Below are 16,379 nucleotides of genomic sequence, written 5' to 3'. Positions count from 1 at the left end.
TCCGGGGAATGGGCCCGCACCTGGGCGGTGGAGGAGGCCTTCTGACGGGGAGCGCGTGAAGCCGGTTTGGGGCCGGCCCGGGGTCTCGGGCACCGCCGGAACGTGCGATCCACCGAGCGTGCTGATGGGATAGAGGTGAATCCGCCGGTACGGGAAGGCTGGAATCGATGACAGTCGTCGGACACCCGGAGAGGCCTACAACGCGGGCAACCGCGGGTGTCGACCTGTCCGGGGCCGCGTTCGGCCCGAGGCGGACGGGCCGTGACGCATGAGCGCGCGACCGATCGGTGACCACGCTCTGCTGTCCGACTGCCGCGCGGCCGCGCTGGTGACCACCGACGGCTCGGTGGACTGGCTGTGTCTGCCCCGGTTCGACAGCCCGGCGATCTTCGCCCGGCTCCTCGACGAGGACGCGGGCCACTGGGTCATCCGCCCCACCGGCGCCGCCGATATCAGCCGCCGCTACGTGGAGGACACCCTTGTTCTGGAGACGACCTTCCGTACGGCCACCGGAACGGTGGTTCTGCGCGATGCTCTCACCCTCGGGCGGCGTGAACGCGGGCACGCGCTCGGCACCGCTTCCCCTGGAACGCTCCTGCGACACGTCACCTGCACCGAAGGGCGTGTGACCATCGAGATCGTCTACGCGCCGCGCCCGGAGTTCGGACTTGTCCACCCGCTCCTGTCGACCGTACGAGGTGGGCTCGCGGCGTACGGGGGCGCCCATGTCCTGCTGCTTTCCTGCCCCGTCGACCTGCGGGTGTGCGGCTCCACAGCGGACGGCGGAATCCCGCTCTCGGCAGGGCACCACCTCGGATTCGCCCTGCACGTCAGGCCCGCGTGGGAAGAGCGACCGGCGAGCTGGCCGACGAGGCGCATCCGGCGCCGGATGTCCGACACCGTCAAAGGCTGGCGCTCCTGGTCGAAGCTCCATCGCGGCTACGTCGGACCCTGGCAGGACAAGGTGGGCGACAGCGGGCGTGTGCTGCGCGCCCTGACCTACGCCCCCTCCGGGGCCATCGTCGCCGCGGCCACCACCTCCCTGCCCGAGATGGCGGGCGGGACACGTAACTGGGACTACCGCTACACATGGGTCCGGGACGCGAGTTTCACCTTGCAGGCGCTGGCCACGGCCGCCTGTGAGAAGGAGCGGAACCGGTTCTTCGACTTCCTCGCGCGGACCGCGGCGACCCAGCTTGACCGCGGCGTCGACCTACAGATCATGTATGGCATCGGCGGCGAACGCGATCTGAGCGAGCGGCTTGTGCCGCAGCTGACCGGCTGGCGCGACAGCAGCCCTGTCCGAATCGGCAACGACGCCTGGCGCCAACGCCAACTCGACGTCTACGGCGAACTCCTCGACGCCGCTCACCAGACCCTTCCACCCGGTGAGCCCCTCGCCCCGACCACCCGCACCTTCCTGCTCCAGGCAGCCGAAACAGCCGCCCAGCGATGGACTCAACCCGATCAAGGCATCTGGGAGAGACGCGGGCCCAGCAGGCACTTCCTTCACTCCAAACTGATGTGCTGGGTCGCCCTGGACCGGGCCATCGCGATGGCCCCCGCCCTCCAGGCGGTCGACCGACTGCCCCACTGGCGGCACGAGCGCGACCAGATCCGCCAGGCCATCGAACAACGCGGTTGGAAACCCGGCCCGGGTGCCTTCACCCAGGCATTCGAGAATGACGACCTCGACGCCTCCGCACTGATGCTGCCCATCGTCGGCTTCCTTCCGCCGCACGACCCCCGCGTACAGTCCACCGTGCTGGCCATCCACACCCACCTGACCGGCCGCGACGGGCTGGTCCGCCGCTACCTCACCGACGAGTTGCGGGAAGAAGAGGGCGCCTTTTTGCTGTGTACCTTCTGGCTCGCTCAAGCCCTTGCCCTCACCGGCCACACCATCCGTGCACGACACGTCTTCCAGGCCGCCCTCGCACACACCAATGACCTGGGCCTGCTTGCCGAGGAGGCCGATTCGACCACGGGAGAAGCCCTCGGCAACTTCCCACAAGCCCTCAGCCACATCGGGCTCATCAACGCCGCCCGCGCCATCCGCGATGCCGAGCGACGAACAACGCACTCCTGGTAGCCCCATCACCCGTCTGTGCGTCAACTACTACGGAACGTCCCGAACTCGCCGCTCCGACGAACCCGGGGCGTCGGCGGCCAGGTCGAGGTCGACGCCCCGTACGGGGGTGACGGTTCCGTCGCCGGCGCCGAAGGACACCGTGAGGTCCTGGACGCGGAAGCCATGAACGAGGCCCGACGGCTCTTCAATCGCATCGCTCTACCGGTCCACCGGTCTGTCACGGAGTGTCGTTGCGGTAAAGGCGTGTCCGTTAAGTGCGAGCCAGGACCAGCACTGCGGCGAGGACCGCGGCCGAACGGTGGACGATCGCGAGCTTGTCGAACCTCGTGGCCGGGCCCCGCCACTGCTTGAGCAGGGGAGGGCCGCTCCGGGCTCAGTCGATCGTCTTGATCACCCGGGCGGGCACCCCCGCGACCACGGTGCCGGCAGGAACATCACGAGTGACCACCGCACCGGCAGCGACCACCGCACCGGCACCGATGGTCACCCCCTGGGTGATCACGGCAGCCGTCCCGATCCAGACGTCGTTCTCAATGACGATCGGGGCGAAGGAGAGGTACTCGCGGCGCTCGGCCAGGGGGAGTGGATGGCCTCCGGTGATGAGGCTGACCTTCGGGGCCATCATGATGCCGTTGCCGAGACGGATGCCTCCCCTGTCCATGAAGGTGCATCCCTGGTTGACGAAGACGTTCTCCCCGAACGTCGTGTTCAGCCCGTACTCGGTGAAGAACGGCGGGTAGATCACCACCGACTCCGGCAGCGGGCCACCGAACACAACAGAAAGGAGTTCCGCGCGACCTTCGCTGTCGCTGAACGGAAGCACATTCAGTCGAGAGGTCGCATCGGTCACCTCCGCGATTCGCTCCGCATGACGCGCGAACTCGGGCGTCTGGACATACATGACCTGCTCTGTGCGGGTAGACATGCGCTGATCCCACCACCGCGCGGAACACTCGATCAAACAACCCCGCAGCACACCAGATACAACCGATGGTTGTGGAAGTAGGGTGGAAGCGTGGATGCTGAAGCGCTGCGGACGTTCGTGGCTGTCGCCGAGACCGGCCAGTTCCAAGCCGCGGCCGACGAGCTGAGGATCAGCCAGCAGGCGGTCTCCAAGCGGATCGCGGCCCTGGAGAGACACCTCGGGGTCACGCTCCTGGTGCGGACCTCCCGAGGCTCCCGGCCGAGCCTGGACGGGCAGGTCTTCCTGCCACACGCCAAGAAGGTCCTGGCGGCCATCGAGCAGGCCGAGCAGGCCGTGCGCCCCGGCAGCCGTCCCTTGCGCGTCGATGTCCTCAATCGGCGCATCTCCCCGGCCCAGGCCGTCTACCGGTTCTACCGCTCCCACCCCGAGACGGACCTGGACGCGGTCACGCTGAGCAAGGAGAACGCCGCCCAGGCCGCCCAGGCGGTGCTCGAAGGGACCGTCGACGCGTCCTTCCGTGCCCTGCCGGCCGACCAGGTCCCGGCCGGGATCAGCGCCGAACGACTCCTGGACGCACCCCTGGAGCTCCTGGTCGGACCCGCACACCCCTTGGCGAACGCACCCCGGGCCAGTCCCGCGGACCTGGCCGGCCACCGCATCTGGATCCCCGGGATCAGGCCGGGCACGGAGTGGGCGGCGTTCTACCAGGCGCTGTCCGAGGCCTTCGGCCTGAGCATCGACGCGCTCGGCCCCAACTTCGGTGACGAGGCCCTGATGGACACGCTGGCCGACTCGGCCTCGCTCGCCACCCTCGTCGGCAGAGGGGACCGGTACCTGTGGCCCCAGACCCACGACCTACGGCGCATCCCACTGCACGACCCGACCCCGGTCTACCCGCACATGCTGCTGTTCCGCAGCGGAGACCAGCACCCCGTGCTGACCGCGCTACGCGACCACCTGCGCACCGCAAGCCCGCGAACCCCACACGACATGTGGGCACCGGACTGGGCAGACCGCTGACCAGACGACCGAACCAACAGACACGCCTTGGTGTTCTGAGTCGTTGTTTCGCCGCGTAAGTTGGTGATGGTTTGGTTCGGCATGAAGGCCGGATGGCGAGGACGGGACGGCCGAAGGCCGAGTTGGTGCTGACCGACGATGAGAACACCAGCCGTTGGACGCTTACGACTTGTTGTTCACCCAGAGCTGGTACTTGCCGTTCACGGGACGGCATTCCCACTGGGAGTAGATGGAGTTCTTCCCGTCGTCGTAGCACGCCCGGTGGGTGCTATAGGTGCCGACGTAGATCCACGAGTTGGCGACCGGCGCGACGGCCGTCGTCGTGCTCGTGTCGAAGGATGCAGGTGTCGCCTGTGCGGTGGCAGCGGTAGCGGTACCGCCGGCCAGCAGGCCGGCAGCCATGATGACAGTGGTGAGCCAGACGCGCGTACGCATGAACGGTTCCTTTCGGATGGCTGAGGGCTGTTCCGGTGTTCGTCACCAATGGTGCCGGGCAGGCGTGCACTTGGCCTTGTCAGTGCGCGCAGGGTTGTTGCCGATTCGTGCAGGCGTTGGGCAGCAGGTTTCTGTAGTGTCGACGCACCACAACTTCGTCGTGGTGCACTCGCCGAAGACTCCCGACGATCTCGACCTGGCCAGCCGCTACAGGAACATCCTCGCCGGGACCGGGCGGATTCTCTTCGCTGTCGCAGTAGCCGTATTCGGCCACGTCTGCCGGGTCGGAGGGTTTGACTCTTTCGCGGGAGCGGCCGCATTCCACCGGGGTGGAGTCCACGGCACATACGTCGTCGCTCCACACCGGGGCGGTGGTGGCCAGGATCCGGTTGGCGCTTCGCATCAGACCAGCGGCCTTGCGCAGCTGCTTGTTGTAGCCGGGCCGCTTGGGCAGGTAGGGGGGAAGAGGTGGCGCAGGTGGGCACGGGCATGGCGGAGCCATGTGGCCTCGGGGGTGCAGCCGAGTATGGCCGGCATCGTGGCGAGGGTGACCGGTTCGGCATCGCTCAGGCGGGGCGTCATGCCGAAGCTCAGGCGGGGCGTGATGCCGATCGGCGGGCGCCACGGCGCCAGGGCGCCTGGTCGGCATGCTCCTTCAGCAGGTCGTCGGTCCTCGCATAGAGTGCTGTCGCGAGGGTGTCCACGTTGTTCGTCACAGAACGATCCGGGACACCCTCGTTCCCGTCTCCCCAGGCACCCCTTGGACCACACCACCAGGAGGAACCAGTGTCATCCCCGCGACTGCTCACCCCCGAGGAGAAGCTCGTCGACGCGAAGAAGCTGCTGAACCTCCCGCGTATTGTCGTGATCTGTGGCTCCACCCGCTTCATGACCGAGATGAACGAGGCCGATCTGCGGGAGACCAAAGCCGGAAGGATTGTTGTCAAACCGGGCTGTGACCTGAAGTCGCCGCACGAACTCTGGTCCGATCCTGTCGAGGCCGAGGCGCTGAAGGTTCGACTCGACGATCTGCACCGGGCGAAGATCCGGCTCGCTGATGAGGTGCTCGTAGTCGGCGACTACATCGGAGACAGCACCCGGGCCGAAATCGCCTACGCCCGGTCGCTGGGCAAGCCCGTGCGGTTCACGCACCCCGAAGTCGACCCTGACGCCTGACCGCCCGCCGCCCCCTCGACAACCAGGGCCGCCGGCCCGACGCCTGACCGTCTCGCGGTGGCTTCGGCCGCCGCCCACCCCACACCCTCCGCAGACATCCCTTGGAACTGATCACCTAGTGGGCCCCGAGCACCTCGCCGCCTGGAGCCTGATCGGGACGTTTACGAGGGTGAGGGTTCAGGGGAGCTGTCGGCGTCGTCCATCGGCGGCCCCGGGCGAGGCTGCGTGACCAGCCGGTTCATCACCCTTCGGGCTGACGTGGCCAAGTGGAGGGCGAGGACGGGTCTGGCGAGGACGGCGCGAGCAGTTGTGAGGTAGGGCCGGTTGTGGTCCGAGTCCGCCCTTAACTAGGACAGCACCAGACCTATCTCGTACCTATCGTCGCTGTTCGCAACCGACATCAGCGAAGGGACCGCGATGCCCGAGCAGACAAACGCCGCACCGGATGGCTATACCACCGTTGCCCCCTGGGTCGTCACAGATGACACGGGAGCCTTCCTCGACTTCGTCACTCAGGCGTTTGGTGGTGAAGAGCTCGGGAGGGTGTCGACCGAGGACGGCTTGATCGGTCACGGTGAGATCCGACTCGGCGACACCGTCGTGTTGGCCTTCGACCGACACGCGGACTGGCCCACCATGCCGAGCCTGCTGCGCGTGTTCGTCGCCGACGCGGACGAGGCGTTCTCGCAAGCCGTCGCGGCCGGCGGCCATGTCATCACTCCTCTGGCGGACAACGCCTTCGGACAGCGAGGCGGGCGTATCAAAGACCCCTTCGGCAACATCTGGTGGGTGGTCAGCTGCGTTGAGGACGTCTCCGAGGACGACATGTGGAAGCGGCTGCAGGACCCCGTATACGCCGAGGCCATGCGTGTGGCTCAGGAGACGCTCGACGCCGAGCTCAGCGGTCGACGTCATGGACGCAGCAGCGCGCCTGTCAACACAACCAGCTGACCTGGTAGGCGGGTTCACTGCCAAGATCGCCGCTCCGTTCGTGGCGGTCCGGTACGAGTCGTCGCGGCGCGTTGTTCGCCGAGCGCACGGGCGAGTTGCCGGCGACGTTGTTGGTTCTCCTCGGAGAGCCGCTGGGTGCGGGCGTTCGCTGCTTCGAGGCGTCGAAGCAGCGAAGCGTCGGAGGTGCGCTGCCGTGCCGTGCGGGAACCGAGGAGCCTGGGCAGTGGCGATGAGCTGCCTGTAGTCGCTCGATCTCCGCGCGCAGGTCGGACTGGGCATAAGCCAGGACCGGGACACTTTGACCTGTTTCGCGACGGTCTCGAAGCTGACCGGTTCGCCCGGCGGTGTCGAGGGTGCGGAGGGCCTGAACGGCTTGGGCGGCCTTGGCGCGGGTGTACTCGCGGCGGCGGCGTGCGGCGTCGACGGTGTGCCGGCTGTTGTCAGCTCGCATCAGCGGTCGCCATCGACTGCCCGGGGACGGATGCCAGACCGGTGATGATCTACTCCAGGTCGCAGAGGACTTGGCGGTTCATCTCGACCACCCGCGCTTGGCCGGGCCACGGCGGCTGAGGCGATCTGCGCGGCCCTCCACTGTTTATCTCGGCATGCCCGAATTCCGCATCGCCGCCGACAGGCTCATCCCCGGCCAAGGAGGGGGAACAGCCGGGTGACCGCGGCTACGGCCACGGTGCCTGCGGGGCGCGCGGCGGGGTGTTGGTCCCGTTCGCGGTAGTCAGCCAGTAGTCGGCGGATGGAGCTGGCCAGTTCGGCCATCTCCGCTGGGGTGAGGTGGACCACGGCGCTGAAGGATTCGTCCTGCTGCCACTCGGCCGGCGCCTGCTCTCGCTGGGCCAGCCAGTGTTGGTAGCTCTCATCTTCCAGTCCGCGCGCGAGCGCACTGAACTCTTCTGGCGCTTCCTGGTCGGACTGGTGGGAGGACGCCCAGCGGAGCTGCCACGGCCGCGCTCGGCCGCCGTCGTGTGGCGCCTCTTCGATGAGGCCGTGCCGGGCGAGTTGGCGCAGGTGAAAGGAGCAGAGGCCGGAGCTGTGGCCGAGGCGGGCGGCGGCCTGGGTGGAGGTGAGGGTGCCGACCTCGGCGAGCAGGTCCAGCAAGGCGACACGAACGGGGTGGTCGGGGAGGGGCTGCCGAGTGCGGTGGGGCCCTGGGTCCGTGGAAGCGGTTTGACGTTCTTCATCGCTCATTTTGCAAAGGATGCTACTTTGCAAAGCGTTCGGTCAAGCTGGGATGCGGGCCGGCCGGGGCATTGGGTCCTGGCCGACTGAGGCATGTGCGGAAGGCGTTGATATTTCATGGCTGTTGGCTTCGGTGACACCTCGCAGGACCGCCGGGTGCGTGTGCTGGGTGAACCCGTCGATTCCTATCCGCGGCTCGCGCCGGAAGTCGAACGGGGTGCGGTGCGTCGCATCACCGTCGTTGGGGAGGAGATTCTGCGGCGGCGGTGCCGGGAGGTCACCCAGTTCGGTACGCCGGAGTTGTCGCAGCTGGTGGACGACATGTTCGCAACGAACCAGGTTGCGGAGGGCGCGGGGCTTGCCGCCAACCAGGTCGACGTAAACATGCAGTTGTTCGTGTGGGACATCACGGACGAGTGGGGGGTGCGTCACGTCGGGCACATCGCCAACCCCGTCCTGGACGAGGTGCCGACCGAGCAGCGCAGGCTGGTCGAAGAACCCGAAGGGTGTCTGTCTGTTCCCGGCCCCTACCGGGTGGTGCCCCGCCTCGACCGTGCCGTCGTACGAGGCCGTGACAAGAACGGCAAGCCGCTCGTGATCGAGGGCCGAGGGTACTTCGCCCGGTGTCTGCAGCACGAGACGGACCACCTTCACGGTCGCCTGTATCTGGACCGGCTTGCCCAGCGGGAACGAAAGGCTGCCCTCCGGGAGATGGTTGCGTCCAAGGACGAGATGTTCGCCCGGCGTGCCGCCCTGGCCAAGAAACTGGGCAAGTAACGCCGTTACCGCATACTCAGTGATCCCGCCGACTGACGAACCGCCGAGCCCACCTGCTCCAGCGAGCGTTGAGCCATGTCGCAAGAGCAGCGACCGCCTCGGGCTTCGTCATCTCGGCCGGCACGCGACACACAGCGCTGGTGCATCCAGACGCCGCCGATATCCAACCCCTGCCCAACGGGAAGAACACCAACGGGTGCTGCGGACCGACAGGTGACGAGGGACTCAACCGCGCCTGCCCCTGCGGCGCCCCGCCGCGACGCTCGCGGACGACTGCTTCGGGCCCCACGAACTGCACCTCGACCCGCCCCGAACCTACGCGTTTTCCCAGTGAGATCGCGCAGCGCGTGTGGACGGTGCGTTCGAACCCAGTGCGAGGCGACACCGAACATGTCCGGTCGTTGGGTCCGCGCCGATAAAGTCTCCGGCCAGCGGCGATGGTCTCAAGTTCCGTACCTGGTACACGGTCGGCCTGCCCTTTAACCTGTCTCAGCGAAGTTTGTTGTCCGGGCGCGGGTGACCTGCGTGAACTGGATTGAGTATGCCAGGACACGGTGGTTGGCACCTGGCCACGCTGGTTGGCATCGCCCTCCCTCGTCTATGCCAAGATTCACCGGTGGAGATATCCGACCTCACGCGTGCGATCGCGGCTGCGACATCGATCGCCGCATCGCTCGACCTGCCGGCCGACGACGCAGTCGTTCTCCAAAACTCGAACAGGCTCGCGCTGCGGCTGACGCCGTGCGACGTCCTTGCCCGGGTCGCGCCAAGGGGGCAGGCTGCACAGCGCGAAATCGACCTCGCTCAACGGCTCGCCGAGGCCGGATGCCCTGTGGGCGCCTTGGAGCCTCGGGTGGATCCACTCGTGTACACCCGCGATGGCTTCGCAGTGACGTTGTGGACCCACTACGAACCCGTGACACCTCACGTCTCAGCAGTCGACTACGCCAAGGTGCTGGAGCGGCTGCACGCCGGCATGCGCGAGGTCGATGTGCCGAGCCCACGGTTCACAGATCGGATCGCGGAGGCGGAAGAAGTCGTTGCCAACACGGATCGCTCGCCGGAGCTCGCCGACGCGGACCGCGTGTTCCTCAGCAGCAGACTGGAAAGCCTGCGTCGGGCGATCGAGGACCGCGGCGTCGTGGAGCAACTGCTCCACGGCGAGCCGCATCCGGGCAATGTGCTCAGCACGAAGAACGGCCCGTTGTTCATCGACCTTGAAACGTGCTGCCGTGGACCAGTCGAGTTCGATCTCGCTCATGTCGCAGAGGCGGTCTGCGAGCATTATCCGAGCATTGACCAAGGACTGCTGGACGAGTGCCGACAGCTCGTCCTCGCGATGGTCGCAGCGTGGCGTTGGGACCGTGGCGACCAGTTTCCGAACGGGAGGCGATTCGGGAAGGAACTCCTTCGCTCGCTGCGAGAGGGTCCTCCTTGGCCGACACTCGACGCAGTGACCAGGCAACTGGACGGTCGGTAGGAAACGCCGAGGGCACATACCCGCGACCTCATCTACGAGCGTGACGGCGGGCGCTGTGTCCGCTGCGGCTCCACGCACCGGCTGACGATCCACCACCGCGTCCACCGGGGCATGGGCGGGGCGCGGGAGCCCTTGATCAATGTCCCAGCCGCGGGCTTTGGAGGCCGCTGTGGTGGCGGTGAGGCACCTTGCGGGCCTTGCGGGACTCGGCGTGCTGCGCCGCTGCGCTATCCCGCGGACGATGGTCGCCGGCTTGCCTTCACCGACTGCCCGCACCAGCGCGGTCCAGGTGGATCGGGTGACGTCAAGGGATCAGTGATCCTGCCCGGCCGCTTCGGGTTTGCCCTGCTGAGGCGGGGTGCGCGCCGGTCACCATGACAAGGTCGCGCCCTGCGCTGTACTATTCCCGGGTCCGTTCGGCATGGGGTTGCCCCAGCCTTCGCCGGCATCAGCGGGGTGCCCGACCAGACGGAGGCCAGTCATGCCCGCTGCGCACCACCACGACCTCACGATCCCCGACCACAAGACGCTGCGCGCCGAGGCCGAGCGCCGGGTCAAGGACGAGGTGGGCGCCATCGCCCGCCCCGACGACCGGTTCGAGCGGGCCTGCGAGATCGTGCAGCAGGCCGACCTTGAGATCGCCGCGCACGCCGAGGAGCGCAACCAGGCCGCCCTGTCGTTGTGGTTCTACGACGGTGTCCGCGGCCTGGACAAGGTCCTCGGCATCCTCCCCAACGCGTACAACGAGTTGCGCCGCCTGGCCTTGCACGGCGACAGGAAGGCGACGATCAACCCCGGCGGGGACCTCAAGGCCCGCATGACCGCCGAGGAGCGCCGCGCGGCCGCGAAGAAGGCCGGCGTGCTGCACATCAACGATGCCGCTGACCGGCTGCCGTCCCTGTCCACCACGGTGTCGGTCGCCGCCGCCCGCAGGAAGGCCGCGATGCCGTTTCTGCAAGACTCCGCGCTCGCCCTGACCGAGGAGCCGTACGAGTGGACCACGGACCGCATCGCGGAGCTGGGCGACGTCACCCCGAAGTACGCCCGTGATGTGAAGAACGCAGCGAAGCGACGCCGTGGCCACTGACCCTCTCAGCCCCGCCGACCCGGCGCCGGTGAAACCGGCTACCGGCAATCCGGGTTCCGGCGGATCAGGCGCCCTTAGCAAGACCATAAAGTAAGACCATCGAGTAGTTACGGTGCCTTCGCTTCGCTCAGGCACCGTCGGCATCCTCTGGCAGGGAAAGCTCCGTGTCCCGTGACAGCGAAGATTGATCCATTGCCACCGAAGTTTGATTGCAAGCGAGGGTTGATGAGCCACCGTATATCTCAAGGTGCTCTGGTCGTGGGCTCGATCGGCGTCTTGATCAACATCGTGGACGCGATCGGGACGGGGCGCCTGGAGCCGCACGATGCCTTCGCCGTGCTGGTCGCGCTCGGTGCGGGTGGTGAACTGCTCAAAGTGCGGCGGCCCAGGGCTGCAAAGGCGTTGTATGCCGTGGCCTCGGTGCTGCTGGTAATTGCCGGATCCATCGCGGGTGCCCGGGCGTGGGCCTCACTCTTCAGGGGGACGACCTATGACTGGGTCGACCTCGGACTCGGGGTTCTGGTCGTGCTTTACGTTGCCATCGGTTCGTGTCAGCTGCACGCGCGCCTGTCCCGCAGAGCATCAAGGTCTCGCATGAATGCCAGCACGCTAAGCGACTAGCGTCGGCATCGGTGAAGCTTCGTTAGCTGTGGATCAATCTTCGCTGTCACGGACACTCCGGTGGTTGAGAGGTGCAACGCGCCCTTGTTCAAAGGCGCCTGTCGCAGAATCGGGCGGGCTGGCGTTCCCTCCGGCATGACGACAACGCCCGGTTCCCTGCCCCTGGCTCGCCATCACTACGAGACTCGCCGCGAGGTCCTCGCCACGTTTGGCACACAGATGACGCCCTGGTACCGGGTCACGGCCGAGAAACGGGATGTCGCCGTCGCTCAGGCCGCGATCATCGACGCTCGCGTGAGCCCTTCCCCTCCGCTTGTGCGGGTCTTGAGCCAGACTTCCGGCGCGCGATTCAGGTCAGGGTCGTCGTCACACCCGGCACCGTCTCACGCGAGGCCGCCGGCGTCGCCGACACCCTTCTGCGCCTGCCGCCCACCGAGCGCCGCAACGCCTTCAAGCAGCACTTCACGCCCCGCGAACGGGCCGTCGTCATGACCGAGGTTGAACGTGTGACGGGCTCCCTGTACGGCCTGTGACGCGACAGCCCGAGTGGATTCGTGGACGACGCCTTGGGCGAATCCGTGGTCGAAACAGCGCGCCGTTCTCGACGCGGTCGCAGCGTGACTCGCGAATGTCCGAATCACTTCCGCACCCTGGCCCGGCACATGCCGGACCAGGACTGAGTGGACCGCACCATCCGGTCGTACGGCCCCGATCGCCCCCACGTGGTCGCCAAGGTCTTCGCGCGCTTCCCCAAGCGCGGCGGCATCGTCATCCCGCCGAGCTGGGTCGAGGCCGCGATGTCGTACGAGGATCCGACCGGCGACGGCTGACACCGCCTCTGCGACCTCGGCCTGGACGGCGAGTCCGCCCAGCACACCGTCCGAGAAGGCTCCTGGGTTCGCCTCGACGTCGACGTAGCCGCGGACGGCGGTGATGAATTCACCTCCTACAGGTCCGTCGGGGACGCGGTCGAGTTCCGGCACACGTCCGCCGACGCAGCGAACGACAACCAGGTGTCGGTAACCGAAGTGGTGCTGGAGGAGATCCACGCCGCGCAGCGCCTCGCCGACGCACTGATCTCCCCTCACCCGGTGCGCGTCAAGCTGGACCAGAACGGCCTCGGCCACGGCGTGGTCTCCATGCTCCAGCGGTAGGAGGAGACAGGGCGGCACCGCGCGCAGATCCTCGGCGTCATGGTGTCGGAGTCCCCGAGCCAGGACGACCCCGGAGCCATCATGCGGCCGTGGCGCAAGCGCGACGAGATGTGGCCGGCAACCAGAAGCCTTCTCCAGCCCGACGCGCCCTGGAGCCGCGAGGACAAACGGCTACACCGAGACCGAGTCGAAGAAGGCCATGAGAGCGCGCGGCATGAAGTCACCGGACCGGGCCGAAGCGGTGCTGCTCGCCCTGTACAAGCCGGAACCTCTGCACAAGCCACGCCGTCGCGGGCTCCTCAACTGAAGAAAGGGCCAATATGAGTAGATTCGGAAGCATGACCGAGGAAGGCCCGAGACGCCTGGCCCCGACCATGGACAGGACGTCGGCCGCGATCATCCTGAGGTGCGCGCCGCAGCAGATCGGCCCGTGCGCACGTTGCCAAGGCCTCACGGTCCGGTACGGGAGTAAGGCCGAGCCGGTCTGCCGGGCCTGCCGCGCGGCAGAGAGCAAGGCGACGTCGACGTGAAAGGTCCCCCTGTCCGGTGCCAAGTGGGCAGACTCTTGACTCATGAATCCGGCCCTCGCCCCGCTGCCGGACGCCGCAGCACCGACGGCTGCCGTGGCTGGACCAATGAAGTGGAGGGAGTCGCGTGGCAATCGAAGTGACTAGCGACGAGGACGGCACCGAGTACATGGCGGTCTGTTCGGGACTACCCGGAACCGGACCCAGAGCCATTGTGCTGGGAGCATCACAGCAATGTGTGCGGCTGCCCGGAGCCAGAGTTCTGGTAAGTCCGGGCATCGGTGACCCCTGGGCAAGGATCGAGGGGCAGCGCGCTGCTCTCCCGGTGCATGGCAGCCCCGTTCCTCGCAGCCCTTGACCAGGCCACCCGAGCCGTCGTCGCCCGCGTCCGCGGTCAACTACCGGCCACGGCCCCCACTGCGGCGTCACGGCAGAGCGGTGCCATCGCTCACTACTACTGCTGCGACCCGAACTGGGCACTGTGCGGACTCGACCTGAACGACATGCCGCCCTCCGGGCACGGCGAACAGGACTGCGTCGTCTGCGCCGACCTCGACAAGGCCAACGCGGACTGCCCGACGTGCGCCACCGCCCCGAGCGCGGCCTGACTACGGGAGCAGCTCACTGCGTCCGCGCGGGAGGGGCCCGCCGCCTGGGCGGGTGCGGTGGCGAGTCGATCCCGCTCCACGGTCGCATCGTCGTCCACACAGTCACCGTGCACAGTCCCCACGCCAAAGAACTGCCCGACTACCATGGCCTGCGCCTGCATGCGGCGGCTGGAGAGGAAATATGGGCGAGAGAACCGATGGTCCGACTGCCAGGGGGCGAAGAGTTGGAGCTTCACGTTCCGCACTGCGGCACCTTGGCGCTATGCATCTGAGCGGAGCCATACTCCTGCTCACGTTCTTGGTGCCGCCGTTGTGGATGCTGGATGCCGTCTACGCGACCCCGCCAGGCGATCCCACCGCGGATGGCCCCTTCGTCCTCCTCCTCGCTGTGCCCCTGACATGTGCAAGCTTCCATGTGATGGTGCAAATCCCTGCTGGGCTATTGGGAGTCTGGCTGGGCAGAAGCCGCACAACGCTGGTCAAGTACGGGAGCGCTGTCATAGTGGCAAGCGCACTGAGTTTGCTCCTCTTCTGGAGCCTGGGATGGAACGCCTGGGGCAGCGTCTTGCCGGCGTGGGCTGACGCCATGGTGCGCGGATCAATTGGTCTGGCCGGGTTTATGTGGGTCATGCGGGCGCAGTCTGGATCCATGCGGCACGACTAAGGAAGATCTCCGACTCTGGCTCCGCCCGTGATCCGCCGGACACTCCCTGGCCAACCGCGGCGGCTGCGCGGTCCGGAGGCGGCCTGACGTCCTCCAACTCCTCTTTTTGTCAGTTGAGTTGGGGCAGATCCGGATTCCCGGACCGGCGTACTCGTCAGGGGTGTCGTCTGCGCCGGGGGCGGTCTACCGGGTCGGGTGCTCGTCCAGCCAGTCCAGAGAGGTCGTGTGCCGTGTGCCGACCCGAGCACCGCAGGCCGGTTGCTGAACGCGGCCTCGCCGACGTCCATCCCGTCCGCCATGTTGCCGAGGAGGGCGTACGCCGGAGAGTGGAGCTCCGGGCCTCTCTGCTTGTCGGCGTTCACCGCCTTCCGCAGTTCCCGCGCGGGCTCGACGACGGCTTTCATCTGCTTCCAGCACTCAGCCGTGGCCTTCGGGCAACCGTCGCCGGCGTCAAAGTCGGGTGCGACGTCCTGGAACGTCTTCGTCGCCTTGGCCACGCTCGGTGTCTCCGCCTTCGCGGGCGGCCAGGCAACGATGCCGGGGATCTTGAAAATGGCTCTGGCCCGCGTTTAGTGAATCGCCAGGTCAGCAGCATGAGGACACTACGGGTCCGGCGTCGCTGTGGAGGTCGCTAACCATCAGCCACCACCGGGCCGGCGGTGACTTGAGGAGGGTTGGGGAGCAGTGACGCAAGGTTGTCCCGTACGAAGTCCGCCGCACTCCTGACTGACTCGTCGGCCCCTGCTTGGTCTTCATAGACGCTGGTGGAGAGCATCACTCCCTCCCCGGCGTCAACCCAGTAGTAGGCCACGAAACCGGGGACTCGGCGCAGAAGGGGCACGAATCCGTCCCCCACTCGGCGTGCCGCCTCGGCAGGATCAGTCACCCCTTCGTACCGCCGAACGACTGCGTACATAGCTGATCTCCTCACGGATCCCAAGGTCGCCTCGCCCGGAATGGATACCCTCCACGCCGTCTCCGGCTCGCAGCATGTCCATAAGGCCCTCGGATGGGCGCACGGGTCGTCCAAACTGGGCCCGCAGTCGCCAGGGCTGAGCGAAAAGAGGGCTCGACCCAGCCTGCTAGGCGGCGTCTGGCAAATGATCTCTGCGAAACGTCGGTGTCCGTGGTCGAAGGAGGGGACATAGGGATTGACTGGGACTGCACTCGGGGCGACCCGCGCGAAACAGGTCATCCCGGGCACCTTGCTGCGGGGCTTTTACGGGCACGGTGAAGCGTTGGCGAGGGTGCTGAGAACCCCCGCGGCATGGCTTGGGTAAGTTCGGCTGGGTGGATCCGTACGGTGACACGCTGTTCAACGAACAGGCGGCTCAAGTTGCCTGCCAGGAAATCGCCGCCCTGACGCTGCGGTGTGCTGACGATCAGCGGAAAGCGGCTCTGCTCGACCTTGCCGAGCTCCTTGAGGCGTGTGAAACGACGCCGGGCAGCGACGTGTTGCTCATGGGTGACTAGGCCCTGTCTGATCTCCTGGGGCGTATCCGGCTGAAGCCGCGTATCGACGCACTGCCCCCGCCTCCGCGCGGCAGGACAGCCGCAGCCCAGAGCCTACCCATCGGGAGTCTCGTGCTCGGGCAACGATATGAAAGTCCCGGGCTGCTGCTGACGCCCGCTGACGGCGGCGTGCTGCTGCTGTGCGGTACTTGGCGA

At 67.2% G+C, this 16,379-nt stretch carries 16 protein-coding genes and 1 pseudogene; 12 read left to right on the top strand and 5 right to left on the bottom strand.

All coding sequences use genetic code 11. The features are described from left to right. Positions 1–268 precede the first annotated feature (268 nt). A complete protein-coding gene (locus M1203_RS26580) occupies positions 269–2,092 on the top strand; it encodes a glycoside hydrolase family 15 protein (RefSeq protein WP_249952339.1) in 1,824 nt (607 codons plus the stop codon). Between the two features lie 250 nt (positions 2,093–2,342). On the opposite strand, the pseudogene M1203_RS26575 reads toward M1203_RS26580, so the two are convergent. Both M1203_RS26575 and M1203_RS26570 read right to left on the bottom strand, forming a co-directional pair. Next, positions 2,343–2,447 (bottom strand): annotated as a pseudogene (locus M1203_RS26575) (IS5/IS1182 family transposase); the annotation flags it as partial. 18 nt (positions 2,448–2,465) lie between these two features. Next, positions 2,466–2,993, bottom strand: coding sequence for a DapH/DapD/GlmU-related protein (locus M1203_RS26570; RefSeq protein WP_249952338.1), 528 nt, complete (start codon positions 2,991–2,993; stop codon positions 2,466–2,468). Between the two features lie 114 nt (positions 2,994–3,107). Here M1203_RS26570 and M1203_RS26565 point away from each other — a divergent pair, with 114 nt between their 5' ends. Then, on the top strand, positions 3,108–4,037 hold the full coding sequence (locus M1203_RS26565) for a LysR family transcriptional regulator (protein ID WP_249952337.1): 930 nt from the start codon (positions 3,108–3,110) through the stop codon (positions 4,035–4,037). A gap of 162 nt (positions 4,038–4,199) precedes the next feature. Here M1203_RS26565 and M1203_RS26560 read toward each other — a convergent pair whose 3' ends face one another. Continuing rightward, on the bottom strand, positions 4,200–4,472 hold the full coding sequence (locus M1203_RS26560) for a hypothetical protein (RefSeq protein ID WP_249952336.1): 273 nt from the start codon (positions 4,470–4,472) through the stop codon (positions 4,200–4,202). A gap of 79 nt (positions 4,473–4,551) precedes the next feature. Further along, positions 4,552–4,875, bottom strand: coding sequence for a hypothetical protein (locus M1203_RS26555; protein WP_249952335.1), 324 nt, complete (start codon positions 4,873–4,875; stop codon positions 4,552–4,554). A 383-nt stretch (positions 4,876–5,258) separates the two neighbouring features. On the opposite strand from M1203_RS26555, the gene M1203_RS26550 reads away from it, so the two are divergent. Together M1203_RS26550 and M1203_RS26545 are read left to right on the top strand one after the other, a co-directional pair. Continuing rightward, positions 5,259–5,648 (top strand): DUF4406 domain-containing protein, encoded by a 390-nt coding sequence (locus M1203_RS26550; protein ID WP_249952334.1) that lies wholly within the window; start codon positions 5,259–5,261, stop codon positions 5,646–5,648. A gap of 417 nt (positions 5,649–6,065) precedes the next feature. After that, complete coding sequence (locus M1203_RS26545) at positions 6,066–6,599, top strand: VOC family protein (RefSeq protein ID WP_249952333.1); 534 nt, start codon at positions 6,066–6,068, stop codon at positions 6,597–6,599. A gap of 636 nt (positions 6,600–7,235) precedes the next feature. On the opposite strand, the gene M1203_RS26540 is transcribed toward M1203_RS26545, so the two are convergent. Continuing rightward, complete coding sequence (locus M1203_RS26540) at positions 7,236–7,802, bottom strand: helix-turn-helix domain-containing protein (RefSeq protein ID WP_249952332.1); 567 nt, start codon at positions 7,800–7,802, stop codon at positions 7,236–7,238. A gap of 108 nt (positions 7,803–7,910) precedes the next feature. Between M1203_RS26540 and def the strand changes: the two genes are divergently transcribed. The 8 genes from def (at position 7,911) to M1203_RS26500 (ending at position 16,184) form a co-directional block, all read left to right on the top strand. After that, entirely contained in the window at positions 7,911–8,570 is a 660-nt protein-coding gene (gene def, locus M1203_RS26535; protein WP_249952331.1) for a peptide deformylase, read from the top strand. A gap of 616 nt (positions 8,571–9,186) precedes the next feature. Then, the gene (locus M1203_RS26530; RefSeq protein ID WP_249952330.1) at positions 9,187–10,050 is read left to right on the top strand and encodes an aminoglycoside phosphotransferase family protein; all 864 of its coding nucleotides are present in this window, start codon (positions 9,187–9,189) and stop codon (positions 10,048–10,050) included. A gap of 481 nt (positions 10,051–10,531) precedes the next feature. Continuing rightward, the gene (locus M1203_RS26525; protein ID WP_249952329.1) at positions 10,532–11,137 is read left to right on the top strand and encodes a hypothetical protein; all 606 of its coding nucleotides are present in this window, start codon (positions 10,532–10,534) and stop codon (positions 11,135–11,137) included. A 258-nt stretch (positions 11,138–11,395) separates the two neighbouring features. Further along, a complete protein-coding gene (locus M1203_RS26520) occupies positions 11,396–11,758 on the top strand; it encodes a hypothetical protein (RefSeq protein ID WP_249952328.1) in 363 nt (120 codons plus the stop codon). 680 nt (positions 11,759–12,438) lie between these two features. Then, entirely contained in the window at positions 12,439–12,588 is a 150-nt protein-coding gene (locus M1203_RS26515; RefSeq protein WP_249952327.1) for a hypothetical protein, read from the top strand. A gap of 183 nt (positions 12,589–12,771) precedes the next feature. Further along, on the top strand, positions 12,772–12,912 hold the full coding sequence (locus tag M1203_RS26510) for a hypothetical protein (protein ID WP_249952326.1): 141 nt from the start codon (positions 12,772–12,774) through the stop codon (positions 12,910–12,912). Positions 12,913–13,768: 856 nt separating this feature from the next. Further along, positions 13,769–14,047, top strand: coding sequence for a hypothetical protein (locus tag M1203_RS26505; RefSeq protein WP_249952325.1), 279 nt, complete (start codon positions 13,769–13,771; stop codon positions 14,045–14,047). Positions 14,048–16,001: 1,954 nt separating this feature from the next. Continuing rightward, positions 16,002–16,184: a hypothetical protein gene (locus tag M1203_RS26500; protein ID WP_249952324.1), complete on the top strand. Its 183-nt coding sequence runs from the start codon at positions 16,002–16,004 to the stop codon at positions 16,182–16,184. Positions 16,185–16,379 lie beyond the last annotated feature (195 nt).

The organism is Streptomyces sp. 35G-GA-8, from assembly GCF_023534745.1.
GTDB lineage: Bacteria > Actinomycetota > Actinomycetes > Streptomycetales > Streptomycetaceae > Streptomyces.
The sequence above is the reverse complement of the archived record's forward strand: the minus strand, read 5'-3'. Positions and strand labels throughout refer to the sequence as shown.

What these genes read in the sequence shown, in the direction of transcription:
- M1203_RS26580 (WP_249952339.1), top strand. Translation starts at nt 269, where the DNA reads ATGAGCGCGCGACCGATCGGTGACCACGCTCTGCTGTCCGACTGCCGC.
- M1203_RS26570 (WP_249952338.1), bottom strand. Translation starts at nt 2,993, where the DNA reads ATGTATGTCCAGACGCCCGAGTTCGCGCGTCATGCGGAGCGAATCGCG.
- M1203_RS26560 (WP_249952336.1), bottom strand. Translation starts at nt 4,472, where the DNA reads ATGCGTACGCGCGTCTGGCTCACCACTGTCATCATGGCTGCCGGCCTG.
- M1203_RS26555 (WP_249952335.1), bottom strand. Translation starts at nt 4,875, where the DNA reads ATGCGAAGCGCCAACCGGATCCTGGCCACCACCGCCCCGGTGTGGAGC.
- M1203_RS26545 (WP_249952333.1), top strand. Translation starts at nt 6,066, where the DNA reads ATGCCCGAGCAGACAAACGCCGCACCGGATGGCTATACCACCGTTGCC.
- M1203_RS26540 (WP_249952332.1), bottom strand. Translation starts at nt 7,802, where the DNA reads ATGAGCGATGAAGAACGTCAAACCGCTTCCACGGACCCAGGGCCCCAC.
- def (WP_249952331.1), top strand. Translation starts at nt 7,911, where the DNA reads ATGGCTGTTGGCTTCGGTGACACCTCGCAGGACCGCCGGGTGCGTGTG.
- M1203_RS26525 (WP_249952329.1), top strand. Translation starts at nt 10,532, where the DNA reads ATGCCCGCTGCGCACCACCACGACCTCACGATCCCCGACCACAAGACG.
- M1203_RS26505 (WP_249952325.1), top strand. Translation starts at nt 13,769, where the DNA reads ATGGCAGCCCCGTTCCTCGCAGCCCTTGACCAGGCCACCCGAGCCGTC.